General features: G+C 61.5%; 11 protein-coding genes. 9 read left to right on the top strand and 2 right to left on the bottom strand.

Annotated features, from left to right (window positions below; all coding sequences use genetic code 11):
• The first annotated feature begins 245 nt into the window (after positions 1–245).
• The 6 genes from GWK63_RS05670 to GWK63_RS05645 all read left to right on the top strand — a co-directional run bounded on the left by GWK63_RS05670 (position 246) and on the right by GWK63_RS05645 (position 7,532).
• A complete protein-coding gene (locus tag GWK63_RS05670) occupies positions 246–1,259 on the top strand; it encodes a LacI family DNA-binding transcriptional regulator (RefSeq protein ID WP_007397977.1) in 1,014 nt (337 codons plus the stop codon).
• A gap of 123 nt (positions 1,260–1,382) precedes the next feature.
• Positions 1,383–2,318 (top strand): sugar phosphate isomerase/epimerase family protein, encoded by a 936-nt coding sequence (locus GWK63_RS05665; protein WP_039998725.1) that lies wholly within the window; start codon positions 1,383–1,385, stop codon positions 2,316–2,318.
• Entirely contained in the window at positions 2,315–3,358 is a 1,044-nt protein-coding gene (locus tag GWK63_RS05660) for a sugar phosphate isomerase/epimerase family protein (RefSeq protein WP_039998724.1), read from the top strand. The genes GWK63_RS05665 and GWK63_RS05660 overlap by 4 nt, the downstream gene beginning before the upstream one ends.
• A 14-nt stretch (positions 3,359–3,372) precedes the next feature.
• Entirely contained in the window at positions 3,373–4,470 is a 1,098-nt protein-coding gene (locus tag GWK63_RS05655) for a Gfo/Idh/MocA family protein (RefSeq protein WP_034930163.1), read from the top strand.
• A gap of 42 nt (positions 4,471–4,512) precedes the next feature.
• Entirely contained in the window at positions 4,513–6,177 is a 1,665-nt protein-coding gene (locus GWK63_RS05650; protein WP_007397975.1) for a GMC oxidoreductase, read from the top strand.
• A 26-nt stretch (positions 6,178–6,203) separates the two neighbouring features.
• Positions 6,204–7,532 carry an MFS transporter gene (locus GWK63_RS05645; protein ID WP_007397974.1) on the top strand — a complete coding sequence of 443 codons (1,329 nt, stop codon included), beginning with the start codon at positions 6,204–6,206 and terminating at the stop codon, positions 7,530–7,532.
• A 451-nt stretch (positions 7,533–7,983) separates the two neighbouring features.
• Here GWK63_RS05645 and GWK63_RS05640 read toward each other — a convergent pair whose 3' ends face one another.
• Positions 7,984–8,964: an SDR family NAD(P)-dependent oxidoreductase gene (locus GWK63_RS05640; RefSeq protein ID WP_007397971.1), complete on the bottom strand. Its 981-nt coding sequence runs from the start codon at positions 8,962–8,964 to the stop codon at positions 7,984–7,986.
• Between the two features lie 121 nt (positions 8,965–9,085).
• On the opposite strand from GWK63_RS05640, the gene GWK63_RS05635 reads away from it, so the two are divergent.
• Complete coding sequence (locus GWK63_RS05635; protein ID WP_007397970.1) at positions 9,086–9,667, top strand: TetR/AcrR family transcriptional regulator; 582 nt, start codon at positions 9,086–9,088, stop codon at positions 9,665–9,667.
• Between the two features lie 175 nt (positions 9,668–9,842).
• Here GWK63_RS05635 and GWK63_RS05630 read toward each other — a convergent pair whose 3' ends face one another.
• Complete coding sequence (locus GWK63_RS05630; RefSeq protein WP_039998723.1) at positions 9,843–20,165, bottom strand: DUF4347 domain-containing protein; 10,323 nt, start codon at positions 20,163–20,165, stop codon at positions 9,843–9,845.
• A gap of 341 nt (positions 20,166–20,506) precedes the next feature.
• Between GWK63_RS05630 and GWK63_RS05625 the strand changes: the two genes are divergently transcribed.
• Both GWK63_RS05625 and GWK63_RS05620 read left to right on the top strand, forming a co-directional pair.
• Positions 20,507–22,162, top strand: coding sequence for a TolC family protein (locus tag GWK63_RS05625; protein WP_223846650.1), 1,656 nt, complete (start codon positions 20,507–20,509; stop codon positions 22,160–22,162).
• 98 nt (positions 22,163–22,260) lie between these two features.
• A complete protein-coding gene (locus tag GWK63_RS05620; protein WP_039998722.1) occupies positions 22,261–23,082 on the top strand; it encodes an efflux RND transporter periplasmic adaptor subunit in 822 nt (273 codons plus the stop codon).
• Positions 23,083–23,102 lie beyond the last annotated feature (20 nt).

The following is a 23,102-nucleotide window of genomic DNA, read 5'->3' as shown; positions in this document are numbered from 1 at the left end:
TAAAAACCCATATTTGCAGGGCAGGTGTTGCGGATTGACTACAGTCACCGGCATCCGGTCGCTCCTGCCCCGCACGCGATGCAGATCAATCCGGGATGCATCTTCACTCCGGCTCTCGACCTGAAGGCGCAAGCACCATATCCTGTCGACCATCGCCATCCGGGTACGAACCGGACCCGCAGCCCGACCCCTCACACTGCGGAAACAAGGCATTGACGGCAAAAACCTAAGGAGACACCGGAACGGTGGCCAAGCGTGTAACCCTGGCGGATCTGGCGGAACAGACCGGCCTGAACATTTCCACAATAAGCCGCGCGCTTTCCCGGCCAGACCGGGTCAGCACCGAGACGCGGCGACTGGTGGAAAAAGTTGCATCCCAACTTGGTTACGCAACGAATATTGCCGCGCGCAACCTCAGCCGTGGCACCTCGGATACCATTCTGGTCCTGGCGCCCAGTTTTGAAGGACAGGCGATTTCCCCCGTTTTCACCCAGATCCTGCTGGGCGTCTGTGAAGAAGCGAAATCCCTGGGCCTGAATGTCATGCTGCAGCAATGCCTGGGGCAGACCGTTTCGGCCAGCGATGTCATCCGGCATCTGCAGACCGGCGTGGCGGACAGCGTGCTGCTGGTGGCGGTTGAAAACTGGCTCCCCCCCACGGATGGGCATGCCGGGGAGACAATCCTGCCCGTCGTGAGCATTTTCCGGGATCTGACGGCCTCCGGCCTGACCAGCGTCATGACACAGGAAGCCGATGGATATGTTGCAATCGTCGACCATCTGGTCGCGCGGGGGCACCGCCAGTTCGCCTTTGTGTCCGGTCCCGAAGGGATGCACCATGAACAGGTCCGTTACAATGCCGTCAGGCACAGGCTGTCCCAGCTGGGACTGGACAGGAAACTGGTCCGGCTGGAAGGGGGACCTTTTGACATGCCTTCGGGCCAGAAGGCTGCCGAATCCTTCCTGGCCCTTAAAAACCGCCCCTCCGCCGTCATCTGCTGTAGCGACGCACTGGCTCTGGGCTTCATGCATGCGATTCTGGACAGTGGCCTGCGCGTGCCGGACGATGTGGCCATAGCCGGCTTTGATGGCATGGATTATACCGCGTTCACCACCCCCAGCCTGACCACCGTCATCCAGCCCACGCTGGAGATCGGCCGCGTTGCGGTGCAGGTCCTGACCGACCTGCATAACGGCAGGATCACAACCCCCCGCCTTGTCGCCCTTGCCCCCAGCTTCGTGATTCGGCAGTCGACCTGACACATGCATTACAGGTTGCGGCAAACGTTTGCATTCCAGAGGCATTCCTGTATGTAGGATTCCGGCATTCATTGCACTCAGTCCACAAAGCCACCGGGAACAGGCTTCAGGGAGCATGCGCAGGTGAAAATCGGAACGGACCTGGTTACCTTCTACAATCCCGCGTTCTGGGGTGTTACGACAGAGGCGGACATCACCGCTCTGGCCCAGGCGGATGGCCGGGCATTCTGGACCCGGCTGCTCGATACCCTGCACGTGGCGGGCATAACCGGCATTGAACTGACATTCCCCCCCTTCGACCAGATGGGCGCGGTGGCGGCCTTTACCTCGGAAGCCGCATTGAAACATGAACTGGAAATCAGGGGGCTGGAAATATGGTCGTGTTTCTTCCCTGCCCTTGACCGTATTCCGGTAGACCGTTACGCCGATGCCGAAGCACAGATTCTGGCCGATGTCACGGCCGTAGCCCGCTTCCTGTCCGCCATGGGGGGAACCGTGCTGGTAGCCGGCCTTCCCTGCCGCGGGACGTTCCTTTCCGACCCTCCCGGCTTTGTGGACCTGGCTTTTGCAACCCCCATTGCCGGGCTGCTCAACCACATGGGGTTTGCCGCCGCCCGGCATGGCGTCACACTGGCCATCCATACGGAAGCCCACACCGTTGCCTGCGCCCCGCGTGATGTGGACCTGTTCATGCTGCTGACCGACCCGCGCTATGTCTCCCTCTGTCCGGACCCGGCCCATATCGTTCTGGAAGGGGGCAATCCGGTGGATCTTGTCGCCCGTCATCGTGAACGGGTGGTTGCCATGCACTGGAAGGACGCGACCCGTGCCATGCCGGTTGATACCCCCATTGCCGAGGACATCCATACCCGACACCGCGCCTATTTCTGTGAACTTGGCAACGGGCAGGTCGATTTCAGGCAACTGGCGCAACAGCTTGCCGGTGCGCCGCGGCTCTGTGGCCCCATTCTGGAACTGGATGCCTGCGCCGATCCCGTGCCGACACTGCGGCGGGGCATGACGTTTATCGAAACACTGGCCCAAAAGGGTGCGGCATGAAGGGGCCAGGCATTTTTGTTGCCCAGTTCATCGGACCGGACGCCCCCTTCAACACCCTGCCCGGACTGGCCCGCTGGGCCGGGGGCCTGGGTTACAGGGCCCTGCAGCTTCCGACACATCTCGATCATGTCTTCAATCTGGAGCAGGCCGCAGCCAGCCAGGATTACTGTGATGAGATACGGGGGACACTGTCGGAATACGGTCTTGTGATCTCGGAACTGTCCACGCATGTTCAGGGGCAGTGTGTCGCGGTCCATCCGGCATATGACATCCTGTTTGACCGCTTTGCGCCCCTGTCGGTACGGGGCAATGCCGCCGCACGCACGCAATGGGCGTGTTCCCGGCTTGGTCTGGCGGCGCGGGCTTCGGCACGGCTGGGACTGCAGGCGCATGTCACCTTTTCCGGTGCGCTGGCGTGGCCCTACCTCTACCCCTGGCCACCACGCGACAATGGCCTGATCGATCTGGCATTTTCAGAACTGGCGGCACGCTGGCGGCCCATTGTCGACGCATTCGAGGACGCAGGCATCAACCTGTGCTTTGAACTTCATCCGGGCGAGGACCTGCATGATGGGACAAGCTTCGAGCGTTTTGCCGCGTTGCTGGGCAACAGGCAACGCTGTGCCATCCTGTATGATCCCAGCCATATGCTGCTCCAGCAGATGGATTACCTTGCCTTCATCGACCTGTATCATGACCGGATTGGTGCGTTCCATGTAAAGGACGCCGAATTCCGCCCCACCGGCAGGCAGGGCGTCTATGGCGGCTTTGCCGACTGGCGTGACCGAGCGGGCCGCTTCCGCTCCCCCGGTGACGGGCAGATTGACTTCGGCGGCATTTTCTCACGCCTGACACAATACGGTTATGACGGCTGGGCCGTTCTGGAATGGGAATGCTGCCTCAAGGCCGCCGCACAGGGCGCGCGCGAAGGCGCCCCCTTCATACAGCGCCACATGATCGAGATGTCCCGGCAGTCCTTTGATGATTTTGCCGCCAGTCCCCTCTCCGATCAAGAGCGGCAACGCTGTCTCGGCCTGTAAGTGTGGAGCACGACATGAAGACATGGCCCGTCGGCATGATCGGGGGCGCGCCCGGTTCCTTTATGGGGGATGTCCATCGGCGCGCGCTGGCCCTGACCGGACAGTTTTCGCTGGTTGCCGGATGCCTGTCGCGGCACCCGCAGCAGGCGCTTGAGGCCGGGCAGGCCCTGGGGCTGGACCCGGCGCGGGCCTATACCGACTGGACACGGATGGCGCGGGAGGAAGCCGCCCGGCCGGATGGCATTGCCCTTGCCATTATCGTTACACCGAACGCCATGCATCTGCCCGTGGCCGCGGCCTTTCTGGATGCGGGCATCCCGGTGCTGTGCGAAAAACCGCTGGCACTGACACTGGAACAGGCACGGCATTTCGCCATTCGTTTCGAAGAAAAAACAAATGACATGATCATGGCCTATACATACAGTGGCTATGCCATGGTACGGGAAGCGCGCCGGCTGGTACAGACAGGCGCGCTGGGTGCGCTCAGGGGCATTCAGGTCGAATACCTGCAGGACTGGCTTGCCGATGCCGACAGCGATGGTGGATGGCGGCTTGACCCGCGTACCGGTGGCGCGGGCGGTTGTGTGGGGGATATCGGCACGCATGCCTTCCATCTGGCGGAATTCGTGTCCGGCCTGCGGTGTGAAGCCCTGTCGGCCCGGATCTCGCACCTTGTAGCCGGTCGCGCCGTGCCCGATGATGCCCAGATCCAGCTCCGCTTTGCCGATGATACGGTAGGCGGCCTGTGGGTCAGCCAGGTTGCCACCGGCTGCGGCAATGCCCTGCGGCTGCGCCTGTTTGGCGAGAAGGCCGGGCTGGAATGGAATCAGGAGCAGCCCGATACGCTGGTCCTTTCAACCATGGACGGCTGTCAAACCCATATCGCACGCGCTGGCAGCGCGGTGCCGACCCCTTCCCTCCTGCCGCGCGGTCATCCCGAAGGCTATCTGGAAGCCTTTGCCCGGCTTTATGCCGATACGGCAGGCCTGCTTGGTGGCCACAATGCGCCGCTGCTGCCACGTCTGGACGCGGGGCTGAGAGGACAGGAATTCATCGAAGCCGCGCTGGAATCCGGCGCACGATACGGTGCATGGACCGCACTGCGGACATAGCCATGTGGCCTGTCCCTATTTTTGCACCATCAGGAATGGAATATGACCGGAACAGGATACGATGTCATTGTCGTCGGATCGGGCGCTGCTGGCGGTTTTGCAGCGAAAACATTGACGGATGAGGGCCTGTCCGTCCTTGTGATCGAGGCCGGACGCACGCTTTCGGACAGGGACATCAAACCCCCGCGCGGGGGCAAGCAGGACAATATACAGCTTTTCCCCCGCATCAAGGCCACGCTGTCGGGACAGCATATCCAGTCCCGCGTGGCCTTTTTCAGTGAAACGCTGAAGCATCTTTTCGTCAATGACCGCCAGCATGGCTATACCACGCCAAAGGATGCCCCGTTCCTGTGGATACGCGGGCGGCAGACCGGCGGTCGGCTCCATACCTTCGGACGCGTCCTGTTCCGCTGGTCCGATTATGACTTCAGGGGTGCCAGCAAGGCAGGGGGCGGCGTGGACTGGCCCTTTTCCTATGCCGATCTTGCACCGTGGTACGACAGGGTGGAAACCTTCCTTGGCATCCACGGCACCCGTGACGGGATTGAAACGGCGCCAGATGGCATCATGGCCCAATCGACCCCCCTTACCCCGGAAGAACGTAGTTTTCGCACCGCGGTCGAGACCCGCTGGCCGAACCGGCATGTCGTGCCATGGCGCTTCAACCCGCATAACGGCAGCCCGCTGTCCAGTTCCCTCCAGGCGGCCATGGCAAGCGGCAGGCTGACAATACGGTCGGATGCCGTGGTGCGCGAAGTCCTGACCGACCCGGCCTCGGGACGCGTGACCGGCGTATGCTATATCCAGCGCCAGACAGGGGAAGCACGGGTGGCGCATGCAAGGGCCGTGGTCCTGTGTGCTTCCCCCATAGAAAGCGTCCGCCTGCTGCTGAACTCGCGCAGCCGTCTGCATCCTGACGGACTGGGTAACAGTTCCGGCATGCTGGGCCGCTATTTCATGGACCAGTGCCCAAGCCTCATGTTCGGACGCTGGCCTGCATCCTGCCGCGAGGGACAGGATGAACCGCTGCCCACTCATACCCTTTTTGGTACGACCGGGGGCCTGTACATCCCCCGCTATGAAAACGCCTGCGGCGCGCATGACCCTGCCTTCATGCGCGGTTACACGTTCCAGGGCTCCATCGGCCGCCATGCCAGGTCGGACGGCGCGGATGTACCGGTCACGATAATGGGCTTCGGGGAAATGCTGCCCTACCGCGACAATGCGATCACCCTCGACCCGCGCCGACGCGACAGATGGGGCGTTCCCCTGCCCCATATCCGCTGCGTTCCGCATGCCAATGAACGCGCCATGCTACGCAGGCAGATCCGTGACTGCGCGGACATGATCGAAGCGCACGGGGGCCACGTCGATTTCTGGGCATCCCCACTGGGCCTGGGGGAAGGCGATGCCGGACTGTATCCTGACAAGCCGTTCCCCATACGCTGGTTCATACGCCAGATGTTCCCCCGCAGCATGACAATGGGCGCCGCCATTCATGAAAGCGGTGGCGCACGGATGGGCAATGACCCGGCCACATCGGTGCTCAATCCTTTCTGCCAGGCATGGGATGCGCCCAACCTGTATGTAACCGATGCATCCTGCTTTCCCTCTGGCGGGGCGCTGGGCACGACACTGACCGTCATGGCCGTAAGCATGCGGGCCTGTCACCATCTTGCCAGCGAACTTGGGACTGGCCGCCTGTAGCCGTTCATTCCAGTCGGGAGTCCGCCATGTCATCCATCATTACCGAAGTTTCCCTACGCGAGAAAATCGCTTATGGATGCGGCGATCTTTCCTCCAACCTGATGTGGGGCATGACGTCGTCCTACCTCATGTTCTACTACACGGACATCTATGGCCTGCCCGTGGTGGCGGTGGGGTGGATCCTGCTGACGGCACGGATTTTCGATGCATTCTGTGATCCGGCCATCGGTTATTTCATTGACCGCAGGGGCGGGCATGTCGTGTCCCGCCTGATCCGCAGCCTTGCCATTCCATTCGGCCTGTTCGGCTGCCTGTGCTTTGTGGCCATGCCCCTTTCCCCACAGGGAAAGATAGCATGGGCCACCCTGACCTATATTGTATTCGGGGCCATCTATTCGTGCATCAATACACCCTATGGCGCGCTGGGCACGATGATGACCCGCAGCGCGCAGGACCGGGTGGACCTGAACGCCTTCAGGATGATGGGGTGCCAGAGCGGCCAGTTTATCGTCTCCCTGCTTACCATTCCGGCCATTACGTGGCTGGGGGGCGGAAGCGGCATGCCGCAACGCCAGCATGGCATGGCCATTTATGCACTGGTACTTGCCGTTACGGCAACCGTACTCTGGCGCTATGTCGGGCGGATCTGCGTTACCCGTTACCCCCCCCTGCCCGCGCGCCATCCACCCGCGGTCCTGCTGCGCGCCCTGGCGTGGAACCGAAGCTGGTGGATATGCAATGCACTGGTGTTTCTGCAATTTGTCGGTCTGGCAACACTATATGGCTTTGCGCTGTACTATGCCCGCGTCGTTCTGGGAGGCCGGGCTGAACTGGGCAGCATTCTTCTGACCGTTGCCACCATAATGGGCTTTGGCGGTGCGCTCGTATGCCCGCACGGCGTACGTCACCTGGGTGTTGTCGGAACGGCCATGACCTGCCTTTGCGTGCAGGTCATGGCCTATGCGCTGCTTTTCCTGGCCGGTGGCTCCACACCGTTTTTCCTTGCCGCTTTTTCCATGCTTACCCTGGCACAGGGTATCGGGTCGCCACTTTATTATGTACTGCTGGCGCATGCGATCGATCGGGGCCGGCTGATGTCATCTGCCAACACCGCCGGCATGGCCTATTCAATCAATACATTGGTTACAAAAGTATCCATGGGTGTTACCGGCTTTCTACTCGCATCCTTCCTGTCTTACGGCCACTATATGGGCGGGGCCGATACGGTCTCTATCGGGCTGAAACACTGGGTCACGGCCGGGTTCGTATGGCTGCCGCTGGGCAGCAGCGCGCTGCAACTCGTTTTCCTGGCGCTCTGGCCGCGCGGCATCACGCCACTTCCCGAAACGGCATGAAAAACGGTTTACATCTACCGGGCATGACCGGTCCTGCTTTCAGGCCGGTATGGCAGACACCATAAAAGCCGCGGGATTGGGGCATTCCGCGTGAATCCATTGCCGAGGACGCTTGTCCATCCCTTTGACAAATCAGCAAAGGGGGAGCAGTTCATCGAATATTTTGCCAGCAGACCTGTTTTCCATAAATGTATGTTGCGAGATCAGGGCTTGTCAGACCCTGATATGGTCCGCTGTGGCAGCGGTAAGGACGACCTTGGCGCGATCGTCCTTCGACATGCGTTATCTTCCCTGGGTTTCGACTGGGCATGCGTTCCGGCGCGCAGGGACGACATGGATATCCGCTGAATGTAGCCACCAAGTAAAAGAAGCGGAAGCCGATGCCATGTGCCCACCAGACATCACGCGCCGGTTCGCATCGAACAATACCAGAAACAGAAACGTGAAAGCTTCAGGAGAATTTTTCCCCGACCATGTCCTCACTTTTCGCCCACAGCGCCTCGGCATGCGCGGGATCGACCGCGTAGGCCCGCACGCCCTCACTGACCAGACTGATCGGCTGGTCATCGGGCACGACCGGACTGACGTGGCAGTCTTCGCAGTAATGGCCGCCGACCGCGTCAGCCGCCCCCACTACGCCTGCCCAGACCGACGTGGCCGCTCCCTGCGGAATGGTCTTGAACTGGAACGGCGGTTTGCCTTCAGCCGCAGCCTGTTCATTGATCCCCTTCACCATCGCCTCGATGGCGCCAGCCTGCATATGACGTGCAAGTTCGGTCATGATCCCACCGGGATGCACCGCCGTGGCGCGCACGCCGCGCGCGCGATGCCGCGCATCAAACGCAACGGCAAAGAGGATGTTGGCCGTCTTGGAGCGCCCGTAGGCGGCAAATGAATCGTAAGGTGTATGGGCGAAATTCGGGTCTTCCAGATCAACATCCGCAAAGCGGTGTCCGGCCGAGGACACGTTGACCAGCCGCGCACCGGTGCGCATCAGTCCCGCGATCCGGTTGACGAGGACGAAGTGCCCCAGATGATTGGTGCCGAACTGCGTCTCGAACCCGTCCTTCGTATGGCCGAACGGCGTGGCCATCACGCCTGCATTGGCAATGATCAGATCAAAGGGCAGACCGGTAGCATTCAACTGATCGGCGCAGGTGCGGACACTGTCCAGATCCGCAAGGTCCAGGGCGGCCAGTTCGAAACCCCCGCCCCCACGCGCAGCATCCGCGCGGACCTGTGCGGTGGCCTGTTCCGCTTTTGCCAGATTGCGCGCCGCCCCCACCACCTGGGCACCATGTGCGGCAAGGGCACGCGCGGTTTCAACGCCCAGGCCAGCGGAAACGCCGGTCACGAGAACACGTTTTCCCTTCAGGGATACGCCGGAGAGGACATCTTCCGTTGTCGAGCTTGCGCCAAAAATCTGTGTCATGGGTGGAACTCCTTGAAAGGATGCATCCGTTTTTTGCCGAAGCGGCATGCGGGGTGTTATGTGGAGTGTAGCTCCGCCTGATATATGCGGAGCATTACTCCGCTTAACAAGAGGGAAACTGGTGACCGACGAAAAAAAGCCGCGCCGCCGACCGCGCAGCGATGGACAGCGCAACAGGGAAAACCTGCTGACAGTGGCCAAGGCCGCGTTCACGGCAGGGGAAGTCGATATCCCGCTGGATGAGGTCGCCCGTCGTGCGGGTGTCGGGATCGGCACGCTTTACCGCCACTTTCCCAATCGCGATGCGCTGATCGAGGCGGTCTATCGCGCTGAACTGGACCGCCTTGCCAATGCTGCGCCGACCCTTGCCGCGCAGCATCCGCCGGTGGAGGCACTGCGGGCATGGATGCGGCTGTTTGTGGACTATATCGCGGCCAAACAGGTGATTGCCCCCGCACTCAATGGGCTGGTTGGGGGAACGTGCGCGCTTTATGCCCAATCCGGCACGATTCTGCAGAACGCGATCGAGGGGCTTGTGTCGGCGGCTGTCGCAAGTGGAGACATCAACGCGGATATCGATCCGCTTGATCTGCTTCGTGCCCTGGCCGGCGTTTCGAACTATGCGGCCGGTCCCGGCTGGGAAACCAGCGCGAAGCGCCTTGTCGATATCCTCATCGCCGGATCTCGGAGAACGACCCCGTAAACTACGACATTGGGTGGCAGCATTCCGTTACATCGGCGGTGGTCTGGCAACTCTGTATCGAACATGCCGGGTGCAGGGGCACATCTGGTTGCCAGCATACCGACAGCCTGCAGGCCCCCTGTAACAGGCCATACATCCTGTCAGGGGGCACCGCATTCAGCAGCCTGACAGGTGGTCAGTGATTGACCAGATCACGGCCACGCGCATGGGCTGCTCTCTGGCCGATCTGACGCATCTGCGCACGCAGCCCCTTTTTGCCGGGGGCTGGCCCGGCATCGTGGTGGCCACCGCGATGGAAGTCGGGGTTGAAGGCAAGCCAGTTCATGTCCTGCTCCACCACCTGCATTGCCTGGTCCACCGCCCGGGGAATGGACGGGTCATCGGCCATCTGCCATGCGGGATGTTCGTGCCCGATCACCACATGCACATCGACTTCCGCCTCATGGCCATATTCATCGCGACCGATCAGGGTCAGGTCGATGGAACCGGTGGCTTCATCCGGCGCGATCATGGAAAAGCAGCGGCGATCCGCATCGAACGAAACCCAGTCCGGCAGCGGCGCGCCGCCCGCCTGCCGTGCCGTAATGGTCAGGTTGAGGTCCGTTCCATCCGAACTGATGAAGGCACCGGCAGGCACATCAACATCATACTGCTGATTGGTCGTCACAAACCGGTACAGCGACGTGCCGCGTATCCATGTCTGGTGCGCAACGCCAAAACCCCGCTGGAACTCGTTCTCGAACGCATCCTCCACCGATGTCTTGAGCATGTTGGACGAACTGAGATCGTTGTTCAGGGTGGAGCCGGAAAGGGCGGGATTACCCTCCTGCTGCGTTACGTTCGTATTCAGCATCACGGGGGACTGCGAGACGTGGCTGGTCTCATCCGCCATCAGCGCCGACACATCGGCAACCTGTGCGGCGTTACCCGTCGCCAGCGTGCTGTTGGTCTCCACCAATGCGGCGGACAGCCCGCCCGGCGTACCGGTAAAGCCGATCACGGCGGCAAAATGCAGTTCCGCGCTGGCCGGCAGCACAAGCGCCGCCGTGGCGGAAACCGCAGTGCTGACATCCTGCCATGTCCTGCCACCATCGGTTGAGTACTGCCATGTCCCCTGCGTGGCCGGGTTGGCTGTATTGCCCACGATGGCGATCCCCTGAAGATGGTCGGCTACCGAGCCATCAGGGTTGGAGGCACTGCGCTGCTGGTCGACCTGGTCCGAAAAAGTCGGCCCGAACAGATTGGCAACGCTATCGCCCTTCACGTCCATCCTGTTGGTGTATTCGGATGGCAGGGTCGCGCTACCGCTTGCCACCGGTGCGTCATTGACCGGTATGACACTGGTATGCACATGCACCGGCACGACATCAAGCGCGGTTCCCCCGCCCGTGCTGCTTACATCCACACCCGTCGCGACACCGGTTATGGCGTCACCCGCCACAGCCTTGCCATCCGCCCCCGTAAAGGCGGTGGCCGCGGTATTGTCCACCACCGTTGCCGTAAGCGAAAGGTTGGACGGATCACCGTTAAAATTGGACGCAGGCTGGAACCACACCTGCGCATCCTTGGGCAGCACCACCGCATTGGTGGCGGAAAGATCGGTCGGCAGCGCCTGCGCCGTACCACCGGGCACGGAATACATCCACGTCCCTTCACTGGCAGGCGTGGCGTTGCCGGTAATGGCAACACCGCCCACACCATTCGGATCGTCTGCGGCGGTGAACAGGTCAGACACGGTCTGTTTCGTGCCCGGCTGGTCTTCCTGGCCGGGCGGAAGGCTGATGTCCCTGTGGCTGTCCGGTGTAACCGTGATGTCCAGCGGCTGGCTGTTGGTACTGACCGACCCGTTGGGGTAATCGTGCTGCATCCGGGTTATGTTTACGCCCGTCAGGGCCGTGGCAGTGCCGTCAAGCGCCTGCCCCGTAACACTGGTGGCGACACCGTTGCTGGTGCCGGTTATCGGCACGGCGGCCGAACTTTCGACAACCTGCGTGGTCAGGTTGCCAGGCGTGCCGGTAAAGTTCGGCACAGGGTCAAAACGCAATGTGGCCTGATCGCCCAGCACCAGGGCATTGCTGCCCGAGACATCAGCAGGCACGTCCGTCCATGTCCTGCCACCATCGGTTGAATACTGCCATGTGCCCTGGGTCGTGGGGTTGGCCGTATTGCCGGTAATGGCCACGCCGGCCAGATGGTCGGCGGTGGAGCCTGTCGGGTCGGCCGCGCCCTGCTGTGCATCGGCCCCGTCCTGCACGGCATCGCCATACAGGCTTGCAACCGTGGCGCCGGTATTGGTGCTTTCGGCACTGTTGGAGGTCACGTCAGGCAACGTATAGTGCCCTGGCGCCATGGTTGGCGGGTCATTGACCGGCGTTACCGAAGTGGACAGGTCGACCGTGCCCACACTGAGCGCTGTCTGCCCGCCACGGGTCGAGACATCGGCGCCGGCTATCGCCATCGTGCCGGAATCCAGTGCGACCCCGGTCAGGGGCGTGCCATCTGGCGTGGTCAGGGCCTGCCCGTCCGCTCCCGCAAGGGCGGGACTGCCGGATGTCGTATCCGAATTGTCGATCAACGCCACCTTGAGGTCATCGCCACCTGCGGGCTGGCCGTTATAGTTGGCCGCGGGCGTAAACTGCAGTTGCGCATCCTTGGACAGTACGAGCGCATTCGTGTCCGAGATGGCGGCCGGAAGCTGCGTCCACGTCTTGCCACCATCGGTTGAATAGGACCATGTGCCCGCAGCCGTGGGCGTGTAGCCCACTATGGCCACGCCCGCCATGGTGTTGGCTGTAGAACCATCCGGGTTGGTGGCACTGTGCTGCTGGTCGGTCTGATCCGAGAAATAGCTGCCAAACAGGTCCTGCACGCTCGCTGCCTGCGGCGTGTCTTCCGTTACCTGCCACGAAGCGGGCAGCCCCCCCGTTACCGGCGTAGCGCCGGGATCGCTGTTGCTGGCCACCACGTTCGGGGCGTCGTTCACGTTGTCGTCCATCAGCGCAACGCTATCCACGGCCGACGAATAGGCCGAACCCGGCGTGTTGATGCCCGTGCCCAGCCCAGCCACAGCCGGCAGCGTGGAGATGCTGCCATTGGCCGCGCCATCGTACTGGTCCCATGCGCGGAAGGTCAGGGCATCATTGACCTTGCCGTTCCAGTTCGGGTCGGTGGACTGGAAATAGACCCGCGCCTGCCCGTTATCGATCAGGTGCAGCGCGCTGTCGGCGCCTATCGCGTTGCTCACGCCGTTACCGGCGAATTCGGTCCATGTCCTGCCGTTGTTGATACTGTACCACCATGTGCCGTGGGTGGTATCGGCACTGGTAATGGCGATGCCGGGCAGCGGGGTCACGCCTGCGGCTGTCTGGCCCGTCAGGCCGGCGCCATCAGGATCGGTCACGTTGCCTGCGCCACCTGTTGCCCCTGCATAGCCCACAAGCTGCGAGACCGATGTGCCGACCGCACCCTGCGGCGGACCGGAGTCCTCCTGCGCATCGTTGAGGGAGACCGGAACCGAGGGATCGAGGATCGGGGAGTCATTGGCGGCAATGACCGCAATCGTGCCGTTTGTGACGATGGGCGCACTTACCCCGTTTTCAAAGACCGATATGCTCACGTTACGCGTGCCGACGACAGGCGTATCGGAACTGTCATAATATTGCAGGCTGGCCAGCGTGCTCCGCCAGTCCTGCAGTGTGGTTGCGGTGCCCGCAGTCAGTGTCAGGGTGCCGGTTGCGCTGTCCATGCTGGCGGTAATGCCACCCGCCGTGCTGGCGGCCAGTACGTCCTCTGCCGTGGCGGAGGCGATCTGCACCGTCACTTTCTGGATTGAACCTGTACCCGTGCCCGACGCATCCTCTACCGACAGATACGATCCCAGATCCGTCGCTTTGGTCATGGCCGGGATATCATTGGGTTCGGCATAGGTGGTGGCAAAGGAACTGCCGCCCACACTGACACGCGTGAACATGGGCGCACTGGTCTGCACGCCCCCCGTGCCCTGCGCGCCAGTGGTGACCTGCGTGCCCGTAAGGTTGGTATTGCCATCGGAGAACGTGGCCCCCAGCGTGACATCAAGCTGTGTTGCCGGGTCGGTTGCCGTAGGTGTGTAGGTATAGGTCAGGTCCTGCGCCAGTGTGGCGATGCTGGCCTTGGTGGCGGCTGTATTGAACGTGAAGTTCAGCACGCCGCCCGTGTCGGTATAAGTGCCGATCGCGGTACCGTTCACGCTCACCTGTCCGCCTGCCATGCTCACGTCGGTGCCCGTCACGCCAAAGCTGTCCGCGGCCGAAGGGGCGGCCTTGCCATCAGCATAGCGCTGCACCGTCAGTGTGGTACCGGCATAGCTGTAGGTGCCGCTTTCCTTCGTGGTCAAGGTATCGAGTTCGTGGTCATCCACCGTTACCCCGCCATCGCCGATTGCCGTGGGGGCGCCAGCGGTGGCCACATGCGGCGTGGTATCCTGCCAGCCTGTAATGGTGGGGACGGTATCGGGCAGTTCATAGGCCAGGTCGGCATGGGTTGCGCTCATGCCATTGGTTGAACCCGCATCGGGGCTGACAGCGGTTGTGGCTGACGTCACCGCGCCATCATGGTTGTAGACCTCCGTCTCGCTGGCAGGCACGCCATCCGTACCCCCTGTGGTTGGCACGGTAATTTCCGCAATGGAGGATGTGGGCGTGCCATAAACCGGCACCAGCACCGCGTAGTTGCCATTGCCATCGGTCTGGATGCCTGTCTGCACAAGGCCGTTGGCATAGGTGCCGTCCTGCCCGCGCGCGGTAACCGTAACGCCTACGCCCTTCAGTGGGGTATCGATGGCGCTGTCATAGGTGCCGGGCGTGTTGCCCAGCGCCTGCCATATCTGGCCCGACAGGGTGCCAAGCCCCATCGTGACCGAACGTTCATAGGTATCGGCGCTATTGGTGCCTGCCGTGCCAGCCTGCCCGGCCGAGCCATCGCGGCTCTGCGCCGTTCCGCCTGAAGTGGCGGGCGTGGCCCCGGCCAATGATTCCCACGTCACATCGGTCGTGGTCTGCGCCAGCCCCTTTGTCAGGTCGGACAGCTTGACCGTATAGGTCACGGTCTCGCTGGCACCGGCGGCCAGCGTCAGGCCGCTGGTGGTCACGCCGTCCGTATCCGCGCTCACCACGCTGCCGCTGGCATTGATCGTGGTGTCCACTGTGCCATTACCCGTGGCCGCAACAGTGCCAGCAATGGTTTCCTGCCCTGTCACCAGCGGGTCATTGAGGGCGACATCATAAGCCGTGGTATCGCCGGTATTGGTCAGGATATCGGTAAAGGTGACGGTGTCAGCGGTGTAATCGATCGCGGTCACCGCCTTGCCCAGCGTGACGGTGGGTTCCTTGACCGTTTCGCTTACGGTGGATGCGGGCGTGGATATGGGTGTCGCCGTGGAAGTTGGTGACGTACTGGCCGTCAGGCTCTCGCTCAGGGCGGTGCCATCCTTGTTGGCCGTGGTATTGAGCACCGTGCCCGCCACCTGGATGATGGCATAGTTGGGAACGGGTGATGTATCGTTGTTGGTTACCGTGCCCAGGCTGATGGTGAGCACGGTCTGGCCGGAGGAGTCCGTTGTCACGCCGGTTATGGCCGCGCCATTACTGTTGAGTGCGGCCTCCGCCGGATCCGTAAGCGTGAAGGTCTTGCCGCCACCCTGCATGGTCAGGGCCGCTGTCGTTCCTTCGGCCAACTGCGCGGCACTGCCAATGCTGGACGAGGTGATCTCCCCGTTTGGACTGGCCAGAAGCAGGCGCAGCGATGTGGGGTCAAGCTGCACATTGTCCGGCACCGCGAGGGTCAGCGTCACATTGTGGTTCTGCCCTTCGGGGATCAGGACCTCGCCCTGCAGGGTGATCTGGTCGCCGGGCACGGTATTGGCCACAGTGACCGGCGCGCGGTAGGAGATGCCGCCGGTCGTGTCATTGCTCTCACCCACAATGTCGAGCACGGACGTGAAACTGCCAACCGCTGGCGCATCGCTGACCGTGCCGTTGAAGGCTTCAGGCACATCCTGCGGTTTTGCCGATGCATCCCCCGATCCGGACGCGGTGCCCGATGGGGGCATGAATACGTAGCTCTCTGGCGCCGAATGCCAGGTGTAGGCGTCCGTTACCGTAAGCTGTGTGTCGGCCGGCAGGTCGTTGGCAACCGTGCCGGTAATGGTGTAGGTGACCGAAGCGCCACGGGCAAGAGCGGCAAGCTGGGACAGGGCAACGGATGTCTGGCCAGCGGCCACGGTGATGGTATTGCCCCCACCCGTGATGGTCACGCCAGTGAGGCCCGATGGCAGCGTGATGGCATGATCAATGTCATAGGCCGTCACATCACCATTATTGCCCAGTGTCAGGGTATAGGTCACCTTCTGGCCACTGTACAGCGGCTGGCCATTCGTATCATCGGTGATGGTTTCGGTGAGGGAGGGCTTGCGCTCGGTTACGGTCACATCGGCGGGGCCAGCCTGCTCGGCCACGGTGTTCATGCCATCCGGCCCGTCAACGGTGGCCGTATCATCATGTACGCTGTAGTTCAGCACCGCCGATGAAGTGATCGTATCCGTATTGGCCGGGGCATTGTTCTTGCCATAATAACCGTTATAGGCCAGCGTTATGGTGCCGGGGGCCGAACCGGAATTGGTAACCGTCCTGCCCAGGTCAAAGGTCAGGGTGGTGGTGCCATCAGCGTTATTGACCACCGTTGGCGCAGGCAGGCTGCCGTCGGTACCGACGCTGGAAGCGGTCACGCCCGCCAGGGTACCAACAAAGTCCCCGGCATAATCCATGCCCGCAGGCAGGGTTTCCACCACCGTCACATCACCATCGCCATTGGTAAGCGTGCCTTCGGGCACGGCTACGGTAATGGTGGTGGTGCGCGTCTCGCCACTGACAATGTTACCGCTGGACGTGGTCGTAGCAATGCCATCATTCGTGGGCAGGTTGGATGCGCTGATGGTCTTGCTGATGGTGGGCACCTGCAGGGTGATACTGGCCGGATCGGTCAGGTCCGAGGCCTGCCCGCCAATCGGTACGTGATTGGTCACGAACCCGTCTCCCTGGGCCACGGCGCCGGGGCTGTTGCCAAAGTTCACCACCGTTGCGTTGGCCACCAGCGTATCGCCAAGGTTCTGGCCGGTGGGCAGGGTCAGGTCATAGGTAATGGTCAGGTCCTGCCCCTTGGCCAGGACCGGATCCGTTGCCGATGTGGCCGGTATGGTCAGGCCACCCGTGCTGAAATAGCTGCTGGCAGAGGGATAGATCACCGTCCCATCGGGGCGCGTGATCTGGAAATTCGTCACATCCGCCGTCGAGAACCCGGCTGGCAGGGCGCCCGATACCGTCAGGTCGTACATGTCGGCCGAGCCGGTATTTTCCACCGTGGAGGCGATACGCACGGTATCGCCGCCCTTGGCCCCCGTGGCATTGAGGTCATTGACCGCGCCAAGGCCGCTGACGCCACCGGCAGGAACCGATATATAGGCCCCCCCATCCGATCCCGCGGCGTTGAAGGTGGTGGTGGGATCGGTATCCGTCCCCTCACCCGCCGTCTGGGGCGTATAGGTGACCTTTTCCGCGCTGTCACCGTTCATGACCGACACCACGCCTGTCTTGATCACGGCTGCTGGCTCGCCAACGGTAACCGACTGCAGGGTGGACTGGGCCGTCTGGGTATTCTGCCCGTTGGTGAAGGTGGACTGCTCCTGGCTGGTCAGGCTCAGGCCATCGGCAAAGGGGGTCGAGGTGGCCTTGACGGTAAACAGCACGGTGACAGTCTTGCCGGCATCACTCGATGCGGGGATGTCGCTGCTGCCCATATCAAAGCTGATGCTGTTGCTCGAAGCCTGGGTCGAGACCTGGACCTGGCTTGGATCGACACCACCCGGCACGCTCACCACACTGTAGGTGCCTGCCTTCTGGTCAAGGAGGTCCGTGCTGCTGGCCGCCGTGAAGGCGGAATCGCCGGTGCCCGTGGGGTTGCTCGTGTCATACAGCGGCACGGGCAGGTATGATGACAGGTCAAGGTCGCTGTAGGTGCCGGTCTTGAGGGTGTAGGTCGCCTCATAAGTGACCTCATCACCTGCGTGGATGACAGGTGTCGTTCCGTCCGTGCCGGATTGGTTGACGGCCACGATCTTCAGCCCCGTTGTGCCACTGGGCACGGAAAGCGTGCTGCTTGAATTATCCTGCACCTGCGAAGTTGTACCATCGGGGGCCGTTGCCAGCGCGCTGACACTCACGCTGCTGCTGACCGTATCCCCTTCGGTCACCGGCGTGTTCGAGGCGGTATAATTATCCAGCACCGTGCTGGCATAGCTGATCGTACCCTGCTTGCCTGCCCCCATGGCAGGCAGGTTATTGTCAATCAGGTACTGGGCAATGTTCATTGTTACCACGGTCTGCCCGTTATCACCCGGCGTGGCCGACCAGTAGTCACTGCCCAACTGCACTTCATGCGATGTTCCGGTGGCATCGGTATAGGTAAAGGTCGGGTCCGTGCCGGGCTTCAGGGCCTGACCATCGCCCAGCGTGGCGGTCACCATCATGCCGGTGCTGGAATAATAGTCCGAATTTTCGATATGGATCTCATGCGTGACGGTATCGCCGGGCATGACCTGCCCATCGGTCTGGCTGCCCGCCGCATCTGTGACCGTATCCGTCTCCTGTACCGCGAACGCCTTGGCGTTGAACGCGGTGGGTGCCGTATCCACCGTCGTCCTGGCCAGAGTTATGGCGCTGTCCCGCCCGGGCGGGGTCCAGTCGCCGCTATAGGTTACGGTGGCGGGCGCGATGGTCGTGGGCGCAGTGGTACCGCCGGAAGTATTCAGGATCGTATTGTTTACCGCATCTGTCTGGCCGACATAGACAGGAACATCAACCTTGTAGGATGCACCCGCGTCATAGGCCACACTGGGCAGCACCACATGCAACGAGCCGCCGGTCGTGCCATCGGCGGAGGGCACATAGGTGATCTTGGCGCCGGTAACTACAGAACCATCAGGTGCCGTTATGGTAACCGACTTGTCGCCGGTATAGTTGACGCTATTGGGCAGCGTCACATCAAGCGTCATGTCCGTGATCGGGTTACCAGCCGTTGCCGCGGCCGGGGTAACGCTGACCTCGTATGTGGCGGGATAATCCTGACCGGTCGGGACCTCGTCTTCCCCGAGGGGCGAGGTAATGATCCCGGCGCTGACGTGAACAAGGTCCTGGGCAACGGAATTGCTTACAACCGCTCCCTGAATGGTCGGGTCCGTGGCCGGATCGCTCAGCGCATCATTGCCATACTGGTACCCCCCGGCCGCCGCGATGACAATCGGGGCCCCCGTGCCGCTTGACTGGTCAACGGTTTCGACCGTTTTGTTGGCGAACTGGGCCGTAAGCGTGATGGCAGGCTGGCCTGGCGTGTAGCTGCCAAATGGCAGGGAAACCACGTACATGGTATCGCCCGCCTTGAAGCTGGATGGTGCATCCACAAATTCCGGCTGGCCGTTTGCCCCGGTGCTGTACGGGTTCAGGGCGCCCACGACTCCGTTGGAATCCGTCGTCAGCGTCACCGCCTTGACCGTCAGGTCGTTCCCCAGATAGCTGACGGAGGTCAGCGGCGTGGTGCTTGGTGCAAAGACCTCGACAAAGGGACCATACCCCACGCTGGTGGAAGGATTGGTAAAGGTGATATCCTGTGAAAAGGAATTGCCCAGCAGGGTGCTGGTGCCGGCTGTATTCGCAATCGCGACATCCGCCGTAGCGCCCGGGCTGTCCAGCACGCTGTCATAACCGGCCTCGGCCACGGCGGAGAACGGGTTATCCACCGCATTCGCGGCCACATCATCGGTCAGTTCCAGGGTCCAGTCACCACCGAGTGTCGCAAGACCCGTGCGGTCGGTCGAGGCGGCAACGCCCGCGCCGGTCAGGGTATGCAGGTCCTCCACCAGTGCCTGCCCGGCCGTCCCCTGCCCCACATCGCAGCCCCAGAACAGGATCTGCCCGCTTGTCCCCAGCGCATCGCCCCACTGCGCAACCTGCCTGCTGTCGGCCATGATGGTGGCGGCGTTTATGGTGGCGCTGCCAAGATCGATCTGCCCTGACTGCCCGTATGTGAGGAAGCTGACACTGTTGAGGTCCTGCTGGTGCGACAGGACACGCGAGACGACGGACATGCCATCACGCGCGCTGTCCACCACCACCACGCCCACGTTATCGCCCAGCGAGGCAGTGAGTTCGCGCCAGTCGCTGACCCGGGAATCTACAAAGACGATATCGGTAAAACTGTCTTTTTTTCCACCATCACGTTCATGAAACGACCGGCCTGTACCAGTGGTTGCAGGTAAATCCGGCAGGGAACCGACGGCTTCATCCACAACAGGGGCATCATGGGCATTTTCCCCCTGATTCTCGTGATGGTGCCTGTCCACCCCATGATGATGGGTAACATGCGCCACGCTGCCATCAAAAAGATATCTCTGCTCAAGAATCAGACGCATGAAAAATCCAGTTTTATCAATAATTTGTTTATGAATGCCAGACTATGGTTTCCATGAGATGAATCATTGCCACTCCGCAGTGGCGCCACGGCTGCATTTTCAATTCTCGCATTCCATCTACAATTTTTTTGCTCATGTTACAACGAATGAAGTTGACAGAAATGTGTTGGCACCATAACTACCATGCCGCGCCCGGTATCGAGCGCAGCGCAACTGTAAAATAGGCTGGTATTCCAAAACCATACCTATATACACCCCTATATAGTCAGGTAACCAAAACCCTGATTCTGCCAGATTTTATTGAAATTTTTCTTCCCGTCCTGAACACAACCCGGAAATTCATGGTAAATACTGTGACGCATCAGCTTACCCGCGACAAATTACGTCTGGTCTCCTGCGCTGCGCTCTCGACAGTCATGCTTCTGGCGGGGTGTGGCATGCGGCCCATGCCGCTGGCTGACCATATAAAGCGTGCGGATGCGGATCACGCTACGATCGAGGCCCGTTATCTGCCGCTGGACGGTGACCTGACACTGGGCACCGCCATCGCGCGCGCGCTCAAGTTCAATTATGATTCACAGGTTGCCAAGCTTGAGATCAACCAGCAGGAAAAGCAGCTTGATCTGGCCCTGATGCAGATGCTGCCGCACCTTGCGGCCGATGCGGGCTATACCGACAGAAGCAACAACAATGCTGCTGAAAGTATTGATGAATTCAGCAACCAGCGCTCACTGGATTATTCCTATTCCGAAATGCCCAGCCATGGCAGCGGGGATATCAGCTTTTCATGGAACGCGATGGATGCGGGGATCAGCTATTTCTCCGCCCGCCAGCAGGCCTTCCGCGCCCTGATTGCCGTGGAACGGCGCAGGCGCGCCATCAATGATCTGGTCAAGGCCGTTACCACCAATTACTGGGAAGCCGCGGCAGCCCAGGTCATGCTGCCCCGCCTTGACCCCATCATCCACGATGCGGAAACCATGCTGGCGGCATCGCAGGATGCGGGTAACGCGCACCTGCAGTCCCCCCTTACGCTGCTTGATTACCAGCAGAACATCATCCAGATCCTGGGTGAAATGCGGCGCATAAAGGATGAACTGGTCGGTGCGCAGATCCAGCTCGCCTCCCTCATCAACGTGCCGCAGGATGAAAAGCTCAACCTTGCCACCCACCCGCAGGATGTGCAGCCGCTGGGTAACCTGGACATCCCCACGCTGGAACGCATGGGGCTGGTCATGCGCCCCGAACTGCGCATGGAAGTGTACCAGCAGAAAGTTGACCGGCAGGATGTCTATAAGGAAATCCTGAAGATGATGCCCGGTATCGGGGCCATCGGCAACGGCAACTTTGATTCGAATGCCCTGCTCTACCACCATATCTGGGGCCAGATCGGGGTCCGGGCGACTGTCAACCTGATCAACATGATCCAGGGGCCGCGTGCCATCGCCGTGGCCAAGGGCAATGTCAAACTCTCGGAAATGCGCCGCCTTGCACTGAGTGTCGCCATTCTGGCCCAGATCAACCTGAGCGCGCAGAAATACGTCACGGCGGTGGATTTCCTCAAATCCTCGCGGCAGATCAATGATGTCAGCCTGCAGATGGAGCAGCTGGCCGTCTCCGCTTCCGCCGCAGGCGCGCAGTCCGAGGCCAATCGCGTGCGCCATCAGATGGCGGCCCTGCTGGGCCAGCTTGAATACAGCCGCAGCCTTGCGCATACCCATCAGGCGCTGGCCAACCTGTATGCCTCCATTGGCGTGGACCTTGTGCCCGCCAATGCCGACATTCAGGATCTCAAGCACCTGACAGCACAGGTCGAGCATTCCATTGCCCTGTGGGAAAACGGCCGCCTGCCTGACCTGACGCTGCCCGATAATGTCAAGAAACCGGATGCGGGCAACAGCACGGCACCCGTCGCGGCACCGGTGCAGCAGGCTGCGCCGCCTGCCACCCCTGTCGCACAGATGGATACGGCACAACCTGCCGCTACGCCCGGCTGATCTGCCAGCTTGCAACTCATTATCAATAAGTAATGTCATAAAGCCACCTCGTCCCCGGGCGGGAGTGGCGCCTTTATTTTGGAAGGCCGGTTGTGTATATGCGTATGTACTCGTTTGTCTCCGCACTGGCGCTTGCCCTTATGCCCGGTACGGTCCTGGCCCAGACAGCACGACCGGTCGCACCCGCCGGGATGACGCCAGCCACCACGGCGCCTGTCCCGCAGCCTGATATCCCCCCCACGGCAGAACCGGACAGCACGGCGGTCCCTGCCCCCAGCGTACAGGTAACCGCCCCCATGAGTGCGCAGATCAGCGCCAGCATGTCGGGCCAGCTTGAAAAATTTCCTTTGCGCGACGGTGACCACTTCCATAAGGGCGACGTCCTGGCCGAATTCCGCTGCGGCCAGCAGAAGGCAACCCTTGCCCACGCCCATGCCGAATACATCAAGCGCCGTGGCCTGCTGGACGTGCAGAACAAGATGAAGGCACTGGGCCAATGGAGCGTATCGGACCTGCGCTCGGCTGCGGCCGATGAACGCGCGGCCAATGCCGATCTGGAAATGGCCAGCGCCGTTGTGGCGCAGTGCGTGATCGAGGCCCCGTTTGACGGGCGTGTTTCCAATACAATGGTGCATAATTACCAGTATCTTTCAGCCGGAACCCCCATGCTGGAAATACTGGATGATACCTCGCTTGAACTGTCCATGATCGTCTCATCCATGGAACTGCGCCATCTGCAGCCCGGTACCTCGTTCAAGGTCCACATACTGGAAACGGATGCCATTTACCCTGCAACCATCAGCCGCATCTCGGGCAAGGTGGACCCCGTCAGCAAGACCATCAAGGTCTATGGCAAGCTGACCCGTCCCGCCCCCGACCTGCTGCCGGGCATGACAGGAGAAGCCCAGTTCGGTCAATGAGGGCGGATGGCTGACGGATC

Source organism: Komagataeibacter rhaeticus (assembly GCF_011611525.1).
Classification (GTDB): Bacteria; Pseudomonadota; Alphaproteobacteria; order Acetobacterales; family Acetobacteraceae; genus Komagataeibacter; species Komagataeibacter rhaeticus.
This window is presented reverse-complemented; position numbering and strand designations above follow the sequence as displayed.

Excerpts from the sequence above, each read along its gene's own strand:
- GWK63_RS05630 (WP_039998723.1), bottom strand. The coding sequence starts at position 20,165 with ATGCGTCTGATTCTTGAGCAGAGATATCTTTTTGATGGCAGCGTGGCG.
- GWK63_RS05645 (WP_007397974.1), top strand. The coding sequence starts at position 6,204 with ATGTCATCCATCATTACCGAAGTTTCCCTACGCGAGAAAATCGCTTAT.
- GWK63_RS05655 (WP_034930163.1), top strand. The coding sequence starts at position 3,373 with ATGAAGACATGGCCCGTCGGCATGATCGGGGGCGCGCCCGGTTCCTTT.
- GWK63_RS05660 (WP_039998724.1), top strand. The coding sequence starts at position 2,315 with ATGAAGGGGCCAGGCATTTTTGTTGCCCAGTTCATCGGACCGGACGCC.
- GWK63_RS05650 (WP_007397975.1), top strand. The coding sequence starts at position 4,513 with ATGACCGGAACAGGATACGATGTCATTGTCGTCGGATCGGGCGCTGCT.
- GWK63_RS05640 (WP_007397971.1), bottom strand. The coding sequence starts at position 8,964 with ATGACACAGATTTTTGGCGCAAGCTCGACAACGGAAGATGTCCTCTCC.
- GWK63_RS05620 (WP_039998722.1), top strand. The coding sequence starts at position 22,261 with ATGCGTATGTACTCGTTTGTCTCCGCACTGGCGCTTGCCCTTATGCCC.
- GWK63_RS05625 (WP_223846650.1), top strand. The coding sequence starts at position 20,507 with ATGGTAAATACTGTGACGCATCAGCTTACCCGCGACAAATTACGTCTG.